Source organism: Pseudomonas sp. MS646, assembly GCF_036693845.1.
GTDB classification, from domain to species: Bacteria; Pseudomonadota; Gammaproteobacteria; order Pseudomonadales; family Pseudomonadaceae; genus Aquipseudomonas; species Aquipseudomonas chlororaphis_E.
The window spans coordinates 381,824-400,940 of the sequence record NZ_CP144763.1; the positions used below are offsets into that span (position 1 = coordinate 381,824).

Below are 19,117 nucleotides of genomic sequence, written 5' to 3' on the forward strand. Positions count from 1 at the left end.
GTGACTACGTGTCGTCACACCAGAATCGAAGTCCCGGTCATCTCCGCCGGTTTTTCCATGCCCAGCAGCATCAGCATGGTCGGTGCCACGTCAGCCAGCACGCCGCCTTCGCGGACCTTGAGGTCACGCTTGCCGACATAGATGAACGGCACCGGCTCAGTGGTGTGGGCCGTGTGGGCCTGGCCGGTGGATTCGTCGGACATCTGTTCGACGTTGCCGTGGTCGGCGGTGATCAGTGCTTCGCCGCCGACCTTTTCCAGGGCCTCGACGATGCGACCCACGCAGGTGTCCAGGCATTCCACGGCCTTGACCGCCGCCTCGAACACGCCGCTGTGGCCGACCATGTCGCCGTTGGCGTAGTTGACCACGATCACGTCGTAACGCTGGTTTTCAATGGCATCGACGATGCGGTCGGTCACTTCGGGGGCGCTCATCTCCGGCTGCAGGTCGTAGGTGGCGACTTTCGGCGAGGGGATCAGGATGCGTTCTTCGCCCGGGAAGGGCTCTTCGCGCCCGCCCGAGAAAAAGAACGTCACGTGGGCGTACTTCTCGGTTTCGGCGATGCGCAGCTGGGTCTTGCCGTTTTTCGCCAGGTAGTCGCCGAGCACGTTTTCCAGGCTGCCGGCGGCGAAGGCCGACGGGGCCGGGATGCTGGCGGCATATTGGGTCAGCATCACGAAGCCGGCCAGTTTTGGCTGGCGGGCGCGTTCGAATTCCTTGAAGTCGTCTTCGACAAACACGCGGGTCAGCTCGCGAGCCCGGTCGGCACGGAAGTTCATGAACACCACGGCGTCGCCGTCTTCGACCTTGACCGGTTCACCGATGGTGGTGGCCTTGACGAACTCGTCGCTCTCGCCGCGCTCGTAGGCGGCATTCAGGCCTTCCTGGGCGGTGGCGGCGCTGAACTCGGCCTGGCCGTCGACGATCAGGTTGTAGGCCTGGGAGACGCGGTCCCAACGGTTGTCGCGGTCCATGGCGTAGTAGCGGCCGACGAGGCTGGCGATGCGGCCCTTGCCCAGGGCCTGGAAGGTGGCGTCCAGCAGTTCGATCGAGGAGGCGGCGCTTTTCGGCGGGGTGTCGCGGCCATCGAGGAATGCGTGCAGGTAGATCTTCTCGGCGCCGCGCTTGAAGGCCAGTTCGGCCATGGCCACCAGGTGGTCCTGGTGGCTGTGCACGCCACCGTCCGACAGCAGGCCCATGAAGTGTACGGCCTTGCCGGCGGCCACGGCTTTATCCACGGCCGCGCAGATGGTCGGGTTCTCGAAGAACTCGCCGTCGCGAATCGACTTGGTCACGCGGGTGAAGTCCTGATACACCACGCGGCCTGCGCCGAGGTTCATGTGGCCGACTTCGGAGTTGCCCATCTGCCCGTCCGGCAGGCCGACGTCCATGCCGCTGCCGGAAATCAGGCCGTTCGGCACGGTGGCCCACAGACGGTCCAGGACAGGCTTTTTGGCCGAATACACGGCGTTGGATTCGTGGCTGTCACTGTGACCGAAGCCGTCGAGAATCATCAGGACCAAAGGTTTAGGCGTGGTAGTCATGGAATCCACTCGTGGCGGTTAAAAGAAGACGATGCAAAAGGGACGAGCAGTTTAAAGGTAAGTTCCGGTGGCGTCACCGCCGGGCGGGGTTTGGCCGGCCTTGCGTGCTGTGTATACTGGCCGACATTTTAACGCCCTGGAACCTCCTTCGATGGTTGCTCACCTGATTGAATTTGCCACTAACCACTACATTCTCGTCGGTATCTTCGTCGTACTGCTGGCATTGCTGGTGGCCCACACGATGCAGGGCGGCGGGCGCAGCCTGAGCACTGGCGAGCTGACCGCGCTGGTCAACAAGGATGCCGGCGTGGTGGTGGATATCCGTCCGAGCAAGGAATACGCCACCGGTCACATTGTCGGGGCGGTGAACATCCCCCAGGACAAACTGATCGCACGTATCGGCGAGCTGGAAAAACACAAGGCCAAGACCATCATCCTGGTCGATGCCCAGGGCCAGCACGCCGGCACCCATGCCCGTGAACTGATGAAGTCCGGCTTCACCGCCGCCAAGCTCTCCGGCGGCGTGGCCAGCTGGAAAGCCGACAACCTGCCCCTGGTGAAGTGAGATGACCCACGTCGTTGTCTATTCCAGCGATTACTGCCCTTATTGCTCGCGAGCCAAGTTCCTGCTCCAGAACAAAGGGGTGGCGTTCGAAGAGATCAAGGTCGACGGCAAGCCGCAACTGCGCGCCGAAATGTCCCGGAAGGCTGGGCGTACGTCCGTCCCGCAGATCTGGATCGGCAGCACCCACGTGGGCGGTTGTGATGATCTGTTCGCCCTGGAGCGCGCCGGCAAGCTCGACGCGATGCTCAAGGCCTGAATTCCCTACTCAAGAACCTGAAAGTAAGAAGGATCTGCGATGACTGACCAACAAAACACAGCTGCCAGCGAAGAAGAAGCCGCACCGCAATTCTCCTTGCAGCGCATTTATGTCCGCGACCTGTCCTTTGAAGCCCCGAAAAGCCCGGCGATCTTTCGCCAGCAGTGGGAACCGAGCGTCGGCCTGGACCTGAACACCCGTCAGAAAGCCCTGGAAGACGACTTCCATGAAGTGGTGCTGACCCTGTCGGTGACCGTGAAGAACGGTGAAGAAGTGGCGTTCATCGCCGAAGTGCAACAGGCCGGGATCTTCCTGATCAAGAACCTCGATGCAGCGTCCATGAGCCACACCCTGGGCGCGTTCTGCCCGAACATCCTGTTCCCGTACGCCCGTGAAACCCTGGACAGCCTGGTGACTCGCGGTTCGTTCCCGGCCCTGATGCTGGCACCGGTGAACTTCGATGCCCTGTACGCGCAAGAACTGCAGCGCATGCAGCAAGAAGGCGCGACCGTTCAGTAAGTCGGTCGACGCAAGTCCAATGTGGGAGCGGGCTTGCTCGCGAAAGCAGTGTGTCAGTTGACATCAATGTTGCCTGACACTCCGCTTTCGCGAGCAAGCCCGCTCCCACATTTTTTATGGGGGCTATTGAAAGCCATTCTGCCGCCAAGCCTCATAGACCGCCACCGCCACGGTGTTGGACAGGTTCAGGCTGCGACAGCCTTCGCGCATCGGCAGGCGCAGGCGTTGGTCCGATGGCAGGGCGTCGAGCACGTCGGCGGGCAGGCCACGGCTTTCGGGCCCGAACAGGAAGGCATCGCCGGCCACGAACCGGGCGTCATGGAAGGGCCGCGACCCCTTGGTGGTGAAGGCGAACAGGCGTGGATGCCCCAGGCTTTCCAGACAACTGGCAAGGTCGGCGTGGCGCTGCAAGGTGGCATACTCGTGGTAGTCGAGGCCGGCGCGGCGCAGGCGCTTGTCGTCCATTTCGAAGCCCAGCGGTTCGATCAGATGCAGGTGGCAGCCACTGTTGGCGCACAGCCTGATGACATTGCCGGTATTCGGCGGAATTTCCGGTTGAAAAAGGATGACGTGAAACATGCACGGCTCCGCAGATAAAGATGAGCAGCATTCTACGCCGCAAACCGATCGACGTTCGAAGCTAATGCCTCGGGTGATGGGTTCCCTGGCGATTTTCGGCATGATGGTCGGGCTGATGATCGGGCGCCTGACCACGCCCGAGCCGAATGTGCTGCAACGAATCGAGGTGAGCGAGGGGGCGTTGGTGGCCTGGTTCGACAGTGAGCCGAAACTGCACGGCGAAGTCATCGACGGTTCGGTAGCGCTGCTGTTCGAAGCCGAGGGAAGGTCGCAGAATGGCCAGCTCAAGCTCAATGGCAAGGATGTGAACTGGCGGGTGCGCTTGAGCGACAAGGGCTTGTTGCTGACGTTGGTGGCGGCGCGACCGTTGCGCGGGGAGTGGGCCGGCGGCGAAGTGGATGATCGCTGGCGGCTGGAGGTCCGTCTCCAGGAGCAATAAAAGAGGGAATCCCCGGCCTGCCTGTACCAGGGTCCCCAAAACGGGAGGGCGACTGCAAGCGTCAGCCCAGGGTGTAAAGAAGGGAAACCTTGACCTGCCTGTATCAAGGCCCCCAAAACGGTGGGCTCATCGAGCCCGGTAGAAAATGGGGAATCCCCGGCCTGCCTGTACCAAGGTCCCCGAAACTGGGTAGTGATGAAGTTATTGCAGGGCGCGTGCCAGCTTTAATGGTTTGTCACAAAAAAACTGCTGATGAGACGCAAAGCCCCGTATTCCGGGGCTTTTGCTTTTTTTTGGCGGGTTTTTTCGAGGTGAATCGATCGGCCTGGGCTGGTATGACGCGCGCAGTTGCGGTTCGTGGTGCATTGGTGTGGTGCACGCAACTGAAGGATTTCAACCGGCGAGCTCATGCGACAGGCGCTGCAGCGTGACTTGTGGGAGCGGGCTTGCCCGCGAAGGCGGCATGTTGAGGTGGTCAATTTTTTCCGGACACCTCAATCGGTGTTTTTCAGGCTGCTTGCCGCTCATACTGATTGGGCGGCAAATAGCCCAAGGATGAATGGATTCGCCTTCCGTTATAGAACCGCACGATGTAGTCCGTGATGTCTTTGATCGCTTCGCCATGGTTGGCGTAATCCTTGCGCCAAACACGCTCCATCTTCAGATTCAAGAAGAAGCGCTCCATGACCGCATTGTCCCAGCAGTTGCCCTTGCGACTCATGCTGCAACGCATTCCATGTCGCGTCAGCAAGTTCTGGTAATCCGTACCGGCATACTGGCTGCCTCGATCCGAATGAGCGATCAAGCCCGGTTCAGGTTGTCTCTGCGCGATGGCCAGTTGCATCGCACTGCATACCAACTCTGCTCGCATGTGGGGTGCCATGGCCCAGCCCACGATTTTGCGTGAGTACAGGTCCATGACGGCCGCCAGGTACAGCCAGCCGCTGCGGGTACGGATGTAGGTGATGTCAGCGACCCACGACTGGTTGATGCGCTCGGGATTGAACTGGCGATTGAGCAGGTTCTCAGCCACCGGAAAATTGTGATTGCTGTCAGTGGTATGAACGAACTTGCGCTTCCAAATCGGACGCAAATCCTGTTGTTTCATCAGGCGGCGGACCTTGTTCCGTCCAACGGAGACGCCAGTGTCACGCAGCGCTTTCACCAAACGACGGCTGCCATAACAGTGTTCATTGGACACGAAGGCAGCCTTGAGCTGAGCGGAAACCGAGCACACAGGTTTTGGCTTCAAACGCCGCTGACGAGCTTCGTAAAACCCCGAACGACTGATCCGCAACACCCGGCAGATACGCGCCACCGGGTAGGCCTTGCATTGGACTTGGTGAACCAACTGGTGGATCACTTCAACTCGCGGGCAAAGAAGGCCGTAGCTTTTTTTAATATGTCATTATCCGTCTTCAGTTCGCGGACTTGCTGTTCAAGCTGGCGAATACGCTGCTGGTCGCTGGTCAATGGTTTGCCAATCCCCGTACCGCCCGACTGCTCGGTTTGATACTGCTGAACCCAGCGGCGCACGGCGGTATCGCTCAGGCCTAAATCGGTACAAACCGAGTTCACGCTCAGACCTTGATCAACAACCATCTTGCAGACCTTCAGCTTGAACTCGGCGTCGAATTTTCTGTACTTCTTAGTCATGGAATATTCCTCAATGAGTGTAGTTTCACCCATTGAGGTGTCCGGTGCTATTAGACCAGCTCATGTCAGCCAGCATTTAATTGGCTGATATACCGCTTTCGCGAGCAAGCCCGCTCCCACATGGGGTTTTAAGCTGGGCTAAGGCTGCTCAGCCCTCATCCCCTTCATCATCATCCCCGCCATCAACCTTCATCCCCAGTTCCTTGATCTTGCGGGTCAGGGTGTTGCGGCCCCAGCCCAGCAGTACCGCGGCGTCGCGGCGGCGGCCGGCGGTGTGCTTGAGGGCGGTTTCGATCATGATGCGTTCGAAACTCGGGACGGCGCTGTCCAGCAGGTTGGACTGACCGCGGGCCAGGGCCTGGTCTGCCCATTGGCGCAAGGCCTGTTCCCAGTTGGTCACCGGGGCCGAATCTTGTGGCAGGCTCAACAGTTCCGGTGGCAGGTCGCTGATATGCACTTCGCGACCGGACGCCATGACCGTGATCCAGCGGCAGGTGTTCTCCAGCTGGCGCACGTTGCCGGGCCACGGCAGGTTCTTGAGGTATTCCTCGGTTTCGCTCTTGAGCAGCTTGGGCTCCACCGCCAGCTCCTGGGCGGCGCGGCTGAGGAAGTGCCGGGCCAGTGTCGGGATGTCTTCGCGACGGTCCGCCAGGCGCGGGATATGGATGCGAATCACATTCAGGCGGTGGAACAGGTCTTCGCGGAACTTGCCGGCGTGGACCAGGGTTTCCAGGTTCTGGTGGGTCGCGGCGATGATGCGCACGTCCACCTTGACCGGCGTATGCCCGCCCACCCGATAGAACTCGCCATCGGCCAGCACCCGCAGCAGGCGAGTCTGGGTGTCGGCCGGCATGTCGCCGATTTCATCGAGGAACAAGGTGCCGCCGTCGGCCTGCTCGAAGCGCCCGCGCCGCAGATTGGCCGCGCCGGTGAACGCGCCTTTCTCGTGGCCGAACAGCTCCGATTCCATCAGGTCCTTGGGAATCGCCGCCATGTTCAAGGCAATGAACGGCGACGCGGCCCGTGGGCTGTGGCGGTGCAGTGCGTGGGCCACCAGTTCTTTACCGGTACCGGATTCGCCGTTGATCAACACGGTGATGTTGGAGTGGCTCAGGCGCCCGATGGCGCGAAACACTTCCTGCATCGCCGGTGCTTCGCCGATGATTTCCGGGGTACGGGCCAGGGCCGGCACCTCTTCCAGGCCTTGCTGCTCCTGGGCGTGCTGGTTGGCGCGCTTGACCAGCGAGACGGCTTCATCGACGTCGAACGGTTTGGGCAGGTATTCGAAGGCGCCGCCCTGGTAGGACGCCACTGCGCTGTCCAGGTCCGAGTGGGCGGTCATGATGATCACCGGCAGCCGTGGGTGTTGTTCGCGGATGCGCGCCAACAGGTCGAGGCCACTGGCGCCCGGCATGCGGATGTCGGAGATGATGACGTCCGGTTGCTGACGCGCCAGGCGACTCATCACCCCGTCGGCGCTGTCGAAGCTCTGGGTGGTCATGCCTTCCTGTTGCAAGGCTTTTTCCAGGACCCAACGGATAGAACGGTCGTCATCGACGATCCACACAGTTTCACTACGGCTCATGTCGATGTGGCTCCTTGTTCCAGTGGCAGGAAGATCGAGAAGGTGGTGTGGCCGGGGTGGCTCTCACACTCGATCAAGCCCTGATGCTGACTGATGATGTTCTGGGTAATGGCCAGGCCCAGTCCGGTACCGTCCGGGCGGCCGCTGACCATGGGAAAGAAGATGGTTTCCTGCAGTTCAGCAGGGATGCCCGGGCCGTTGTCGATGATTTCGATCTTGGTCACCAGGCGGTGGCGCACATGGCCTATGGTGAACTGGCGCATGGCGCGGGTGCGCAGGGTGATGCGGCCCAGGCGCAGTTCGTTCTGGCTGCCGATGGCCTGCATCGCGTTGCGCACGATGTTCAGCACCGCCTGGATCATCTGCTCGCGGTCGATCAGGACGTCGGGAATGCTCGGGTCGTAGTCGCGCACCAAAGTGATGCAGCCCTGGGCTTCGGCTTCCACCAGGCTGCTGACGCGCTCCAGCACTTCGTGGACGTTGCACATCGCCAGGGACGGCAGCTTGTTCGAGCCGAGCATGCGATCCACCAGATTTCGCAGGCGGTCGGCTTCCTCGATGATGACGTTGGTGTAGTCCTTGAGGCTTTCTTCCGGCAGTTCCCGGGCCAGCAATTGCGCGGCGCCACGAATGCCGCCGAGAGGGTTCTTGATCTCGTGGGCGAGGCCGCGCACCAGCATCTTGCTGGTTTCCTGCTTGGATAACTGGGCCTCTTCCTTGGTGATGCGCAGCAGGCGATCACGGGGATGGACTTCCAGCAGCAACAGGGTGGCGCCGTTATTCAGGATCGGGGTGACCGCGTAGTCCACGGTCAGGGTCTGGCCGGTCAGTGCGGTCAGCATTGCCTCGCGCTTGGTGAACGGGTGTGCCTGCTCCACCGCCTGGCGCAGGGAATTGAGCGCTTCGGCCGATTCGGTGAACAACTCGCTGATGAACTGCCCATGGCTGCGCTGGCCGCTGACAGCCAGCAGCATTTCCGCCGCCGGGTTCATGTACTCGAGGCGCAATTCGGCGTCGAGCAGGATGGTCGCGGTGGTGAGGTTGTCGAGTAGCAAGCGGTGTAGTGCATCGCTGATGGTCATCGGGACCTCTTTTGGAGCGTAGCAGGCACGCGTATGACGCGCCGGTACGAGGAAAATGCAAAAACCAAACCAAGGCTCTGAAAAGAAGCGTTTAGAGCCCTAAAGAGGCCTTTTTGCGCCCTCTTGCGTGGCGTTCTGCCAGCTTCTACGGGTACTTTCGAACCAAAATGGGCTGGAATCCGGGAAGCGGGCAGATTGATGCACCAATATAGTGCGTCAACCTGAACGAGGTTAGAAGAACGGCAGGATGTTGCTTTCTTCTTCGGGTTTTTCGGCGAGCGGGCATTCCGGGCGTTGACCATAGTCGGCCATGACGCACGGCTTGATGCGGCGCTTTTGCGCCAGGGACATGCGCTGCATGTGGAAAGGCTGGTTGGCCGTGCGTTCGAGGATGCGGTCTTGCTCGTCGAGGATCTCTACCGCCAGGTGATGGGTGCCGCGATCGACATTGTCCAGGGCGAACACCGGGCTCGTACCCGCGGCCCCGGTGGGCTGGCCGTCGAGCAGCAGGCGGTAGCGATGGCCTTTCTTCAAGCCGGGTTCGCTGGTGACGCTGACGATTAGCGCCCCTTCAGTGCTGCGTATCGTGGCGTCCGGCTCGGGGATCAGCAGGCGGAGCATTTCGTAATGAAACAGCGGCTCGGGCGAGGCTTCTTTGGCGGGCATCGCGGGCGTGCCCTTGGGGGGCGTGGGCATTCGGTTGCCGGGCGAGAGCTCGACTTTCCGGGCATTGCCGGGGCGGGGCTGGTCAGTGAAGACACGATTGCCTTGGGCGTCGACGTAGGTATAGACCTGCGCCATCCCCGGCAACGCGACCAGCGCCAGGCCCAACGTGAGCCAGCCGCGAATCATGGCTGGTGAACCCGCTGCACGGTGAAGGTGACGGTGTCGCTCTGCTGCACGAGGTTGTCCCCGTCGATGACTTGCACCGCCAGGCTGTGCTCGCCCCGGTCGATGTTCACCACTTGCAGGCGTGGCACGTTGGTGGGCTGGCCATAGGGTTGGCCGTCCACCAGCAGTCGAAACAGATGCGGGCTTTGCAGCCTTGGCTGCGTCCGCACGCCCACGGTAAAGGTGCCGTTGTTGGCGCGCAGGGCCTCCTCGCTGGGGATGTCCGTCAGTTCAAGCATCTCGTAGGCATTGCGTGGCTCATTCCTCTGCGCTGGGGCTGGCGGTGTGTCCGGGCTGGCGGCGGGCTGGCGCTCGATGCTGTTGAGCGGCGGCAGTTCCACCGTCTGGGCCGGTACGCCTTGGGGCGGCTGGTTGCTGTAGGCGGTGTTGCCCTCGGCGTCGGTATATTTATAGATCTGCCCGACCGCCGGCAGTGTCAGCAGCCACAACAGCATTCCTGAAAAAACGCGCCCCATAAAACCAACCGAGAATTGAATATGTCGGTTAGCAGCATAGGTCAGGGAGGGCGGATGGCCCAAGTTGTTGTAGAACCCTTGCGGGAGCGGGCTTGCTCGCGAAGGTGCAGTGTCAGGCAACGTGGATGTCAACTGACACACTGCTTTCGCGAGCAAGCCCGCTCCCACAGAGTATCGGCGTTGTCCATCCGATCCATGTGCGGCGCTGGGCTCTGTAGAGGTGTGTTTCAGGCTTTTGGGGCTGTACACAGCTCCCCGGTCGCCCGGATCAGGGCGAGTCGGTGCACTGGGTGCTGTTTGTCATTGTGGGTGGCGCGGGCCAGCCATTGCGGGCACTGCGGGTCGGTGCGGTAGGGGGCGAAGTCAGCCAGTTGTTGCAGCAGGCGCTTTTGCAGTCGATCGAGTTGCGGGCGGATCTCTCCCACCAGGTCGGGGCGCGGCAGGTCCGGTGCCTTGCCTGCCAGGGCCCAGTCGGACAGGTCGATGTATTGCACCATTTTGTTGGCTTCTATCTGGGCACTGAAGAACGCTTCCACGGTGTCGGCCGTGAGCTTGTAGGCCGGTGCCTGGGCGACGGCGGCGGCAATGACCTCGCGCTCGCGCTGGCGGTCTTCCACGGGTTTATGCGTGTCCCATTTGCTCAGCGCTACCTGATCGGCGATGGCGATGCGTTCGCCTATGGCATTGAGCAGCGGTGTAAGAGCATCCGGGGCGGGAGCGGCTTGGGCGGTGCTGGCCAGCACCACGGCGCAAAGGGCAAGGCCAAGCGTGAAGCGCAGCGTCATGGGCAGTCTCGTCTTGGAGGAGGGAGGTCAGCCATCATGCCCGTAATCTGCGCCCATAAAAAAGGCCTCCCGGAAGGAGGCCTCTTTTTATTTCACGCCGCGTGGGGCGACGCTACCGGATCAGCAGCTGTAGTACAGCTCGTATTCCAGTGGGTGTACAAAGGTGCGAACCTTGATTTCTTCTTCGCTTTTCAGTGCGATGTAAGCGTCGATGAAGTCGTCGCTGAATACGCCGCCCTTGGTCAGGAACGCACGGCCCTTGTCCAGCTCTTCCAGGGCTTCTTTCAGGCTGCCACACACCTGTGGGATTTCCTTGGCCTCTTCAGGCGGCAGGTCATACAGGTTCTTGTCGGCGGCATCGCCAGGGTGGATCTTGTTCTGGATACCGTCCAGGCCGGCCATCATCAGTGCAGCGAAGGCCAGGTATGGGTTGGCAGCCGGATCCGGGAAGCGGGCTTCGATGCGGCGGGCTTTAGGGCTGTTCACGTATGGGATACGGATCGAGGCGGAACGGTTGCGAGCCGAGTAGGCCAGCATGACCGGTGCTTCGAAGCCTGGGACCAGACGCTTGTAGGAGTTGGTCGACGGGTTGGTGAAGCCGTTCAGAGCCTTACCGTGCTTGATGATACCGCCGATGAAGTACAGCGCGGTGTCCGACAGGCCGGCATAGCCTTCGCCAGCGAAGGTGTTCTTGCCGTCTTTGGAGATCGACACGTGGACGTGCATGCCCGAACCGTTGTCGCCGTACAGAGGCTTGGGCATGAAGGTCGCGGTGCGGCCGTAGGCGTCGGCTACGTTGTGGACGACATACTTGAGGGTCTGGACTTCGTCAGCCTTCTTGACCAGCGTGTTGAATTTCACGCCGATTTCGTTCTGGCCGGCAGTCGCCACTTCGTGGTGGTGAACTTCGACGGTCTGGCCCATTTCTTCCAGTGCGTTGCACATGGAGGTACGGATTTCGTGGTCGAAGTCGAACGGTGGTACTGGGAAGTAGCCGCCTTTCACGCCTGGACGGTGGCCTTTGTTGCCGCCTTCCACGTCCTGGTCGGACATCCACGAACCTTGTTCGGAGAAGATCTTGAACATGGAACCGGAGATGTCGGACTTGAATTTGACCGAGTCGAAAATGAAGAACTCAGGCTCCGGACCGAAGAAAGCGGTGTCGCCGATACCGGTGGACTTCAGGTATTCCTCGGCGCGGTGGGCGATGGCGCGAGGGTCGCGGTCATAGCCTTGCATGGTCGAAGGTTCGATGATGTCGCAAACCAGGATCAGGGTCGGCTCTTCGGTGAATGGATCCAGGACGGCGGTTTCGTCGTCCGGCATCAGGATCATGTCGGAGGCTTCGATGCCTTTCCAGCCGGAGATGGAGGAACCGTCGAACATCTTGCCGATTTCGAAGAAATCGTCGTCCAGGGCATCACGGGCCGGCATGGTCACGTGATGTTGAGTGCCTTTGGTGTCAGTGAAGCGCAGATCAATCCACTTGACGTCATGATCTTTGATGAGTTGAACCGACTTCGACATATGTCCTCCGGGTGGCTTCGGGCGGGTAATGGTGTGCCCTAAGATATGGGTGATGCCGGCGCGAATACTCTGCCAAGGCAACCTGCCTCACAAGGGAGCAATTTGCATGCCAGTGCCCCAGCAATGGGTTTTTTGCACCAAATCCACGCTTTTCCAGCCAGAAACCGCAGATTGTCCGACAATGATGCACCGCAAAGTGGCGTTTTAAGGAGGGCTTGACCTGTTTTGGTGCATGCAAAACCATCTTCACATTAACTGGTTAAACCTTGAGCAATTTCCGCTATAATCCGCGCCCCCCTTTTTCGGCTGGCCGTTCGCGCGCTGTTTTCATGAAACTAATCGTAAAAGTCTTCCCCGAAATCACCATCAAGAGCCGCCCGGTCCGGATGCGTTTCATCCGCCAGTTGGCCAAGAACATCCGTGCCGTGCTCCGTGACCTGGATCCGGCTGTGGTGGTGAATGGCGTGTGGGACAACCTCGAGCTGGAAACCCGTGTCAGCGAACCCAAGATCCTGAAGGAGATGACCGAGCGTCTGAGCTGCATGCCGGGCATCGCGCATTTCCTGCAGGTGGACGAATACCCGCTGGGGGATTTCGACGACATCCTCGCCAAGTGCAAGCTCCATTACGGTGATGCGCTGGCCGGCAAGATTTTCTCGGTGCGTTGCAAGCGTGCCGGCAAGCACCCGTTCAGTTCGATGGACGTGGAGAAGTACGTGGGCAGCCAGTTGCGCCAGCAGTGCGGCGCCGCCGGTATTTCATTGAAGGACCCGCAGGTCGAAGTGCGCATCGAGATTCGCGACCAGCGGCTGTTCGTCATCCACAGCCAGCACGACAGCATTGGCGGTTACCCGCTGGGTTCGCTGGAGCAGACCCTGGTGCTGATGTCCGGCGGTTTCGACTCCACGGTCGCCGCCTACCAGATCATGCGTCGCGGCTTGATGGGGCATTTCTGCTTCTTCAACCTGGGCGGACGTGCCCATGAGCTGGGCGTGATGGAAGTGGCGCACTTCATCTGGAAGAAGTACGGCAGCTCCCAGCGTGTGCTATTTGTGAGCGTGCCATTCGAAGAAGTGCTGGGCGAGATTCTCGGTAAAGTCGACAACAGTCATATGGGCGTCATTTTGAAGCGTATGATGTTGCGTGCCGCGTCGAGCATCGCCGACCGCCTGCACATCGATGCGCTGGTCACGGGCGAGGCGATCTCCCAGGTCTCCAGCCAGACGCTGCCGAACCTGTCGGTGATCGACTGCGTCACCGAAAAACTCGTGCTGCGCCCGCTGATCGCCAGCCACAAGCAGGACATCATCGACACGGCCATCGAGATCGGCACCGCCGATTTCGCCCGGCACATGCCGGAGTACTGCGGGGTCATCTCGGTCAACCCGAAGACGGCGGCCAAGCGCGGGCGGGTGGAGCATGAAGAGAAAGAATTCGACATGGCGATTCTCGAGCGTGCGCTCGAAAATGCCAGGCTGGTGCCGATCGATCGCGTGATCGATGAGCTGGGCCAGGACATTCAGGTTGAAGAAGTCGGCGAAGCGCTGGCCGGTCAGATCATCATCGACATCCGTCACCCGGATGACGCTGAAGACGACCCGCTGGAGATCGCCGGCATCGAGGTACAAACGATGCCGTTCTATGCAGTGAACGCGCGTTTCAAGGAACTGGACCCTACTCGCCAGTACCTGCTGTATTGCGACAAAGGCGTGATGAGTCGCCTGCATGCCCACCATTTGCTCAGTGAGGGGCATGCCAATGTGCGCGTTTATCGACCGAGCTAAGTGCCCGGGGCTGTTTGCCTGTGGCCTGCGTCACCGGCCCCCCGACGCCGCCGGCAAGCTGTAACGGCTTTGTCGGACTCAACGTAAATCGCTGTCACGTCCTGTCAGCACACCGAATCCTCTGATCGAGATACACAAGTGATCGAAAATCTACGCAACATCGCCATCATTGCCCACGTTGACCATGGTAAGACCACCCTGGTAGACAAACTCTTGCGTCAATCCGGCACCCTGGAGCGCAACGAGCTCAACGACGAGCGCGTGATGGACTCCAACGACCAGGAAAAAGAGCGCGGTATTACCATCCTGGCGAAAAACACCGCCATCAACTGGAATGGCTACCACATCAACATCGTGGACACCCCGGGCCACGCCGACTTCGGCGGTGAAGTAGAGCGCGTGATGTCGATGGTCGACTCCGTACTGCTGCTGGTCGATGCCCAGGACGGCCCGATGCCGCAAACCCGCTTCGTGACCAAGAAGGCGTTCGAAGCCGGTCTGAAGCCAATCGTCGTGATCAACAAGGTCGACCGTCCGGGCGCGCGTCCTGACTGGGTCCTGGACCAGATCTTCGACCTGTTCGACAACCTCGGTGCCACCGACGAACAACTGGACTTCCAGGTCGTCTACGCCTCGGCCCTGAACGGCATTGCCGGTCTGGACCACACCGCCATGGCTGAAGACATGACCCCGCTGTACCAGTCGATCGTCGACAACGTACCGGCCCCTGCCGTTGACCGTGACGGTCCGTTCCAGATGCAGATCTCTGCCCTGGACTACAACAGCTTCCTGGGTGTGATCGGTGTTGGCCGTATCGCCCGCGGTCGTATCAAGCCGAACACCCCGGTCGTCGCCATCGACACCGAAGGCAAGAAGCGCAACGGCCGTATCCTGAAGCTGATGGGCCACCACGGCCTGCACCGTGTGGACGTCGAAGAAGCAGCCGCCGGCGACATCGTCTGCATCAGCGGCTTCGAAGAGCTGTTCATCTCCGACACCCTGTGCGACCCGACCGCTGTCGAAGCGATGAAGCCGCTGACCGTCGACGAGCCAACCGTTTCCATGACCTTCCAGGTCAACGACTCGCCATTCTGCGGTAAGGAAGGCAAGTTCGTGACCAGCCGTAACATCAAGGAGCGTCTGGACAAGGAGCTGCTCTACAACGTGGCACTGCGCGTTGAAGAAGGCGACTCGGCCGACAAGTTCAAGGTTTCCGGTCGTGGTGAGCTGCACCTGTCGGTACTGATCGAAACCATGCGTCGCGAAGGCTTCGAAATGGCCGTGGGCCGTCCTGAAGTGATCATCCGCGAAGTCAACGGCACCAAGCAGGAGCCGTTCGAGAACGTCACCATCGACATCCCTGAAGAATCCCAGGGCAAGGTCATGGAAGAAATGGGCCTGCGTAAGGGCGACCTGACCAACATGTCCCCGGATGGCAAGGGCCGTGTACGCCTGGAATACAACATCCCTGCTCGTGGCCTGATCGGTTTCCGTAACCAGTTCCTGACCCTGACCAACGGTGCTGGCATCCTGACCTCGATCTTCGACCGCTACGACACCATGAAGTCCGGCCACATGTCCGGCCGTCAGAACGGTGTACTGGTCTCGGTAGAAACCGGCAAGGCGCTGACCTACTCCCTGGAAACCCTCCAGGCGCGTGGCAAGCTGTTCGTCGAACACGGCCAGGAAATCTACAACGGCCAGATCGTTGGCCTGAACAGCCGTGACAACGACCTGGGCGTCAACCCTACCAAGGGCAAGAAGCTCGACAACATGCGTGCTTCGGGTAAAGACGAAACCATCGCCCTGGTTCCACCTGTTCGCTTCACCCTGGAACAGGCCCTGGAATTCATCCAGGACGACGAGCTGTGCGAAGTGACGCCGAAGTCGATTCGCCTGCGCAAGAAGATCCTGGACGAAGGCGAGCGTACCCGCGCTGCCAAGAAAGCCAAGAACTGATCTTTTAGCCTCGGCTGAATGAAAAACGCCCCCGGTCGCGAGATCGGGGGCGTTTTTTTATGCCTGTGATTTTTTAGCGCCTTTCGGGCCTCATCGCGAGCAAGCTCGCTCCCACAGGGTTCAGCGCTGTCCAGGTGGGAGCGAGCTTGCTCGCGATAGCGTCAGCCCAGGCACCGCTGAAACGTCAGCGGATCAAAACCGATCCAGCGTCCGCGGATTACGCTCGCGCTCCACTTCCTTGGGCTTGTACGCGCAGTAACCTGGCCGTGGCCCGATCCGCGGATGGTTGCGGCAAGTGTCCGGGCGCTTGTCATAAATGGTGCACAGGCGGCTCTTGCGGTCCAGATAAAGGCAATCGTTGTTGCTCATGCGCTGGAGCGTGAAGATTTCCGATTTCTGGTTGTAGCGCTCGACGATCCCTTCCTTTTGCAGGCGTTTGGCGATGTTCTTCGGCGGATCGCCGAGCTCGAACTCGTCGACGATGCCAATCCGGATCAGGTCCTTGATCTTGACCTCCACCGGCAGCGTGCAGCAGCTCGATACGCAGGAACCGCACATTGGCGCGGAATACTTGGCCCAGGTATCGAGTCGGTCGATCTCCGCGGCGGCGATCAGGTTGGGCTTCATCATGAGGGTGTACCGGCGTGTATCAGGGCGCGCGATCATACCGGGACTGGTGAAATTTTGAACGACCATCTGCCGGTTTTTTTCATTCGAGACGAGGCGCTCCCAGACCGGCACGGCCCCTGCATTCATTCGCCCATCCGGCAATTCTCTGGCGGCGATTCTCCGGCACGGGAGGAAAAACCACCGAACCTGCGCCTGTGCCGTCTGTCAGACCGACTAGGCTCAGACAATTCCCTGCTCGTTCGAGGTCTTCATCAATGACTCAAGAACCACTTGTTCGCGAAGCCGAAGTGGCTGCATTTCGCGATGCCGTATTGACCAAACTCACTTACGCCGTCGGCAAGGACCCGGATCACGCGTTTGATCATGACTGGTTCGAAGCCATTGCCCTTGCCGCCCGCGACCACATGGTCGACCACTGGATGGACCATACGCGGCAGATCTATCGCAAGGGCCAGAAGCGGGTCTATTACCTCTCCCTGGAATTCCTCATCGGCCGCTTGCTCTACGACAGCCTGAGCAACCTTGGTCTGCTGGACACCGCGCGTGAGGCCCTGACCGAGCTGGGCGTGGATCTGGAGCGCATCCGCCTGCTGGAGCCCGATGCGGCGCTGGGCAACGGTGGCCTGGGGCGCTTGGCGGCGTGCTTCATGGAAAGCATGTCGACCCTGGGCATCGCCGGCCATGGCTACGGTATTCGTTATGAGCACGGCCTGTTCCGCCAGGCGATGGTGGATGGCTGGCAGCAGGAACAGACGGAACATTGGCTGGATTTCGGCAACCCGTGGGAGTTCGAGCGACCTGAGGTGGTCTATCCGATCGGTTTTGGCGGCAGCGTCGAGACCGTGACCGACGACACCGGCAAGACCCGGCAAGTCTGGTCCCCGGCCGAAACCGTGCGGGCCATTGCCTATGACACGCCGGTGGTCGGCTGGCGTGGCGCCAGCGTCAACACCCTGCGCCTGTGGCGAGCCCGCGCCATGGAAGACCTGCACCTGGAGCGCTTCAACGCCGGCGACCACCTGGGCGCGGTGGCGGAAGTGGCTCGGGCCGAAAGTATCTCCCGCGTGCTGTACCCCGCCGACAGCACCGAGGCCGGCCAGGAACTGCGCCTGCGCCAGGAATACTTCTTTGTCGCGGCATCGTTGCAGGATTTGCTGCGTCGTCATCGCAACATGCACACCTCGGTGCTGACCCTGGGCGACCACGCGGCGATCCAGCTCAACGACACCCACCCGTCGATCGCCGTGGCGGAGTTGATGCGCCAATTGGTGGACGTCTACGACGTGGCGTGGGACGCGGCCTGGCAAGTCACCCAGGACACGCTTTCCTACACCAACCACACACTGCTGCCCGAAGCCCTGGAAACCTGGCCGGTCGGGTTGATGGAGCGCATGCTGCCCCGGCACATGCAGATCATCTACCTGATCAATGCCCAACACATCGATTCGCTGCGGGCCAAGGGCGTGCATGACTTCGATGTGCTGCGCTCGGTGTCGCTGATCGAAGAGGACAATGGTCGGCGGGTGCGCATGGGCAACCTGGCGTTCCTCGGTTCCCACAGCGTCAACGGGGTGTCCGGCTTGCACACCCAACTGATGCGCAGCACGGTGTTCTCCGAGCTGCACAAGCTTTACCCCGAACGGATCAATAACAAGACCAACGGCATCACCTTCCGCCGTTGGCTGTTCCAGGCCAACGCCGAATTGACCTCGATGATGGTCGATGCACTCGGCCCGAGCGTGCTCGACAACCCCGAGGAGCGCTTGATCGAACTGGAGCCGTTTGCCGATAAGCCGGCGTTCCGCAAGCAGTTCGCCGAGCAGCGCCTGCACAGCAAGAAGGCTCTGGCTTACCTGATCCACGAGCGACTGGGTATCGCTGTGAACCCGGCGGCGATGTTCGACGTGCAGGTCAAGCGCATCCACGAGTACAAGCGCCAGTTGCTCAACCTGCTGCACACCGTGGCGCTTTACCAGGCCATCCGCGCCGAGCCGGAAGTGGATTGGGTACCTCGGGTGAAGATCTTCGCCGGCAAGGCCGCTGCCAGTTACCACCAGGCCAAACTGATCATCAAGCTCACCAACGACATCGCCCGGGTGGTGAACAACGACCCGACCGTGCGCGGCCTGCTCAAGGTGGTGTTCTTGCCCAACTACAACGTCAGCCTGGCCGAAAGCATCATTCCGGCGGCGGATTTGTCGGAGCAGATCTCCACCGCCGGTTTCGAGGCGTCGGGCACCAGTAACATGAAGTTCGGCCTCAACGGGGCGTTGACCATCGGCACCATGGACGGTGCCAATGTGGAGATGCATGAGCGGGTGGGGGGTGAGCACATGTTCATCTTCGGCCTGACGGCCGAGCAGGTGGAAGCGCGCAAGCGCAATGGCGAGTTCAGCGCCGCGCCGGACATCGCCGCGTCCCATCGCCTCAACGACGTGCTGCAGGCGATTCGTGGCGGGGTGTTCTCGCCGGACGATCCGATGCGCTACACCGGGCTGGTGGATTCGCTGATTGACTACGACCGCTTCCTGGTCTGCGCCGATTTCGATGCCTATTGGGATGCCCAGGCCAAGGTCGAAGAGCGCTGGCACGACTCCAAGCAGTGGTGGCGCTCGGCGGTGCTCAACACCGCGCGCATGGGCTGGTTCTCCTCGGACCGGACCATCCGTGAGTACGCCACCGACATCTGGAAAGCCTTGGAGTAGCGTTTGCTGTAAGAAATGTGAGCGAAGCCCAACGGCGACTGGGCTTCGTCGATATACTAGGCGCCAGTTTCGCCGGGCTGTGTGACTGGGCTCATCTATTGCAGTGTCACCCATCCAGTGTGGGAGCGGGCTTGC

At 60.7% G+C, this 19,117-nt stretch carries 17 protein-coding genes; 7 read left to right on the forward strand and 10 right to left on the reverse strand.

Going from position 1 to position 19,117, the window contains the following annotated elements:
- Positions 1 to 14: 14 nt before the first annotated feature.
- Positions 15 to 1,544: a 2,3-bisphosphoglycerate-independent phosphoglycerate mutase gene (gene gpmI, locus V3H56_RS01650; protein WP_053148646.1), complete on the reverse strand. Its 1,530-nt coding sequence runs from the start codon at positions 1,542 to 1,544 to the stop codon at positions 15 to 17.
- Between the two features lie 151 nt (positions 1,545 to 1,695).
- Between gpmI and V3H56_RS01655 the strand changes: the two genes are divergently transcribed.
- From V3H56_RS01655 to secB, 3 genes are read left to right on the forward strand one after another with little or no spacing between them, the layout of a single operon-like run.
- A complete protein-coding gene (locus V3H56_RS01655; protein WP_042728161.1) occupies positions 1,696 to 2,109 on the forward strand; it encodes a rhodanese-like domain-containing protein in 414 nt (137 codons plus the stop codon).
- Position 2,110: 1 nt separating this feature from the next.
- Positions 2,111 to 2,365 (forward strand): glutaredoxin 3, encoded by a 255-nt coding sequence (grxC, locus tag V3H56_RS01660; protein WP_042728162.1) that lies wholly within the window; start codon positions 2,111 to 2,113, stop codon positions 2,363 to 2,365.
- A gap of 39 nt (positions 2,366 to 2,404) precedes the next feature.
- Positions 2,405 to 2,884: a protein-export chaperone SecB gene (gene secB / locus V3H56_RS01665; RefSeq protein ID WP_042728163.1), complete on the forward strand. Its 480-nt coding sequence runs from the start codon at positions 2,405 to 2,407 to the stop codon at positions 2,882 to 2,884.
- Positions 2,885 to 3,007: 123 nt separating this feature from the next.
- Here the strand turns inward: secB and trmL are convergent, their stop codons facing one another.
- A complete protein-coding gene (gene trmL / locus V3H56_RS01670) occupies positions 3,008 to 3,463 on the reverse strand; it encodes a tRNA (uridine(34)/cytosine(34)/5-carboxymethylaminomethyluridine(34)-2'-O)-methyltransferase TrmL (protein ID WP_047736165.1) in 456 nt (151 codons plus the stop codon).
- On the opposite strand from trmL, the gene V3H56_RS01675 reads away from it, so the two are divergent.
- Positions 3,462 to 3,902, forward strand: coding sequence for a hypothetical protein (locus V3H56_RS01675; RefSeq protein WP_080964290.1), 441 nt, complete (start codon positions 3,462 to 3,464; stop codon positions 3,900 to 3,902). The two genes, trmL and V3H56_RS01675, sit on opposite strands and share 2 nt — an antisense overlap.
- Before the next feature lie 508 nt (positions 3,903 to 4,410).
- On the opposite strand, the gene V3H56_RS01680 is transcribed toward V3H56_RS01675, so the two are convergent.
- The 7 genes from V3H56_RS01680 to glnA form a co-directional block, all read right to left on the reverse strand.
- Positions 4,411 to 5,558 (reverse strand): IS3 family transposase gene (locus V3H56_RS01680; protein WP_144419424.1). Its coding sequence is split into 2 segments (ribosomal slippage): positions 4,411 to 5,303 and positions 5,303 to 5,558, totalling 1,149 coding nucleotides; the frame shifts between segments, so codons are not numbered across the junction.
- 148 nt (positions 5,559 to 5,706) lie between these two features.
- On the reverse strand, positions 5,707 to 7,143 hold the full coding sequence (gene ntrC, locus V3H56_RS01685) for a nitrogen regulation protein NR(I) (protein WP_042731317.1): 1,437 nt from the start codon (positions 7,141 to 7,143) through the stop codon (positions 5,707 to 5,709).
- The gene (glnL, locus tag V3H56_RS01690; RefSeq protein ID WP_042731316.1) at positions 7,140 to 8,225 is read right to left on the reverse strand and encodes a nitrogen regulation protein NR(II); all 1,086 of its coding nucleotides are present in this window, start codon (positions 8,223 to 8,225) and stop codon (positions 7,140 to 7,142) included. The genes ntrC and glnL overlap by 4 nt, the downstream gene beginning before the upstream one ends.
- A gap of 231 nt (positions 8,226 to 8,456) precedes the next feature.
- Positions 8,457 to 9,077, reverse strand: coding sequence for a DUF4124 domain-containing protein (locus V3H56_RS01695; RefSeq protein WP_338474142.1), 621 nt, complete (start codon positions 9,075 to 9,077; stop codon positions 8,457 to 8,459).
- The gene (locus V3H56_RS01700; protein ID WP_042731314.1) at positions 9,074 to 9,592 is read right to left on the reverse strand and encodes a DUF4124 domain-containing protein; all 519 of its coding nucleotides are present in this window, start codon (positions 9,590 to 9,592) and stop codon (positions 9,074 to 9,076) included. Before V3H56_RS01700 ends, V3H56_RS01695 begins: the two co-directional genes overlap by 4 nt.
- A 227-nt stretch (positions 9,593 to 9,819) precedes the next feature.
- Positions 9,820 to 10,377 (reverse strand): chorismate mutase, encoded by a 558-nt coding sequence (locus tag V3H56_RS01705; protein WP_042731313.1) that lies wholly within the window; start codon positions 10,375 to 10,377, stop codon positions 9,820 to 9,822.
- A gap of 120 nt (positions 10,378 to 10,497) precedes the next feature.
- The gene (gene glnA / locus V3H56_RS01710) at positions 10,498 to 11,904 is read right to left on the reverse strand and encodes a glutamate--ammonia ligase (RefSeq protein WP_024778072.1); all 1,407 of its coding nucleotides are present in this window, start codon (positions 11,902 to 11,904) and stop codon (positions 10,498 to 10,500) included.
- Between the two features lie 329 nt (positions 11,905 to 12,233).
- Between glnA and thiI the strand changes: the two genes are divergently transcribed.
- Both thiI and typA read left to right on the forward strand, forming a co-directional pair.
- Positions 12,234 to 13,688, forward strand: coding sequence for a tRNA uracil 4-sulfurtransferase ThiI (gene thiI, locus V3H56_RS01715; protein WP_042731311.1), 1,455 nt, complete (start codon positions 12,234 to 12,236; stop codon positions 13,686 to 13,688).
- Positions 13,689 to 13,826: 138 nt separating this feature from the next.
- Positions 13,827 to 15,647 (forward strand): translational GTPase TypA, encoded by a 1,821-nt coding sequence (gene typA, locus V3H56_RS01720; protein ID WP_042731310.1) that lies wholly within the window; start codon positions 13,827 to 13,829, stop codon positions 15,645 to 15,647.
- Positions 15,648 to 15,839: 192 nt separating this feature from the next.
- Here the strand turns inward: typA and V3H56_RS01725 are convergent, their stop codons facing one another.
- Positions 15,840 to 16,277 carry a YkgJ family cysteine cluster protein gene (locus V3H56_RS01725; protein ID WP_042731318.1) on the reverse strand — a complete coding sequence of 146 codons (438 nt, stop codon included), beginning with the start codon at positions 16,275 to 16,277 and terminating at the stop codon, positions 15,840 to 15,842.
- 254 nt (positions 16,278 to 16,531) lie between these two features.
- Here V3H56_RS01725 and V3H56_RS01730 point away from each other — a divergent pair, with 254 nt between their 5' ends.
- Positions 16,532 to 18,982 carry a glycogen/starch/alpha-glucan phosphorylase gene (locus V3H56_RS01730; protein ID WP_047736161.1) on the forward strand — a complete coding sequence of 817 codons (2,451 nt, stop codon included), beginning with the start codon at positions 16,532 to 16,534 and terminating at the stop codon, positions 18,980 to 18,982.
- The last annotated feature ends 135 nt before the right edge of the window (positions 18,983 to 19,117 follow it).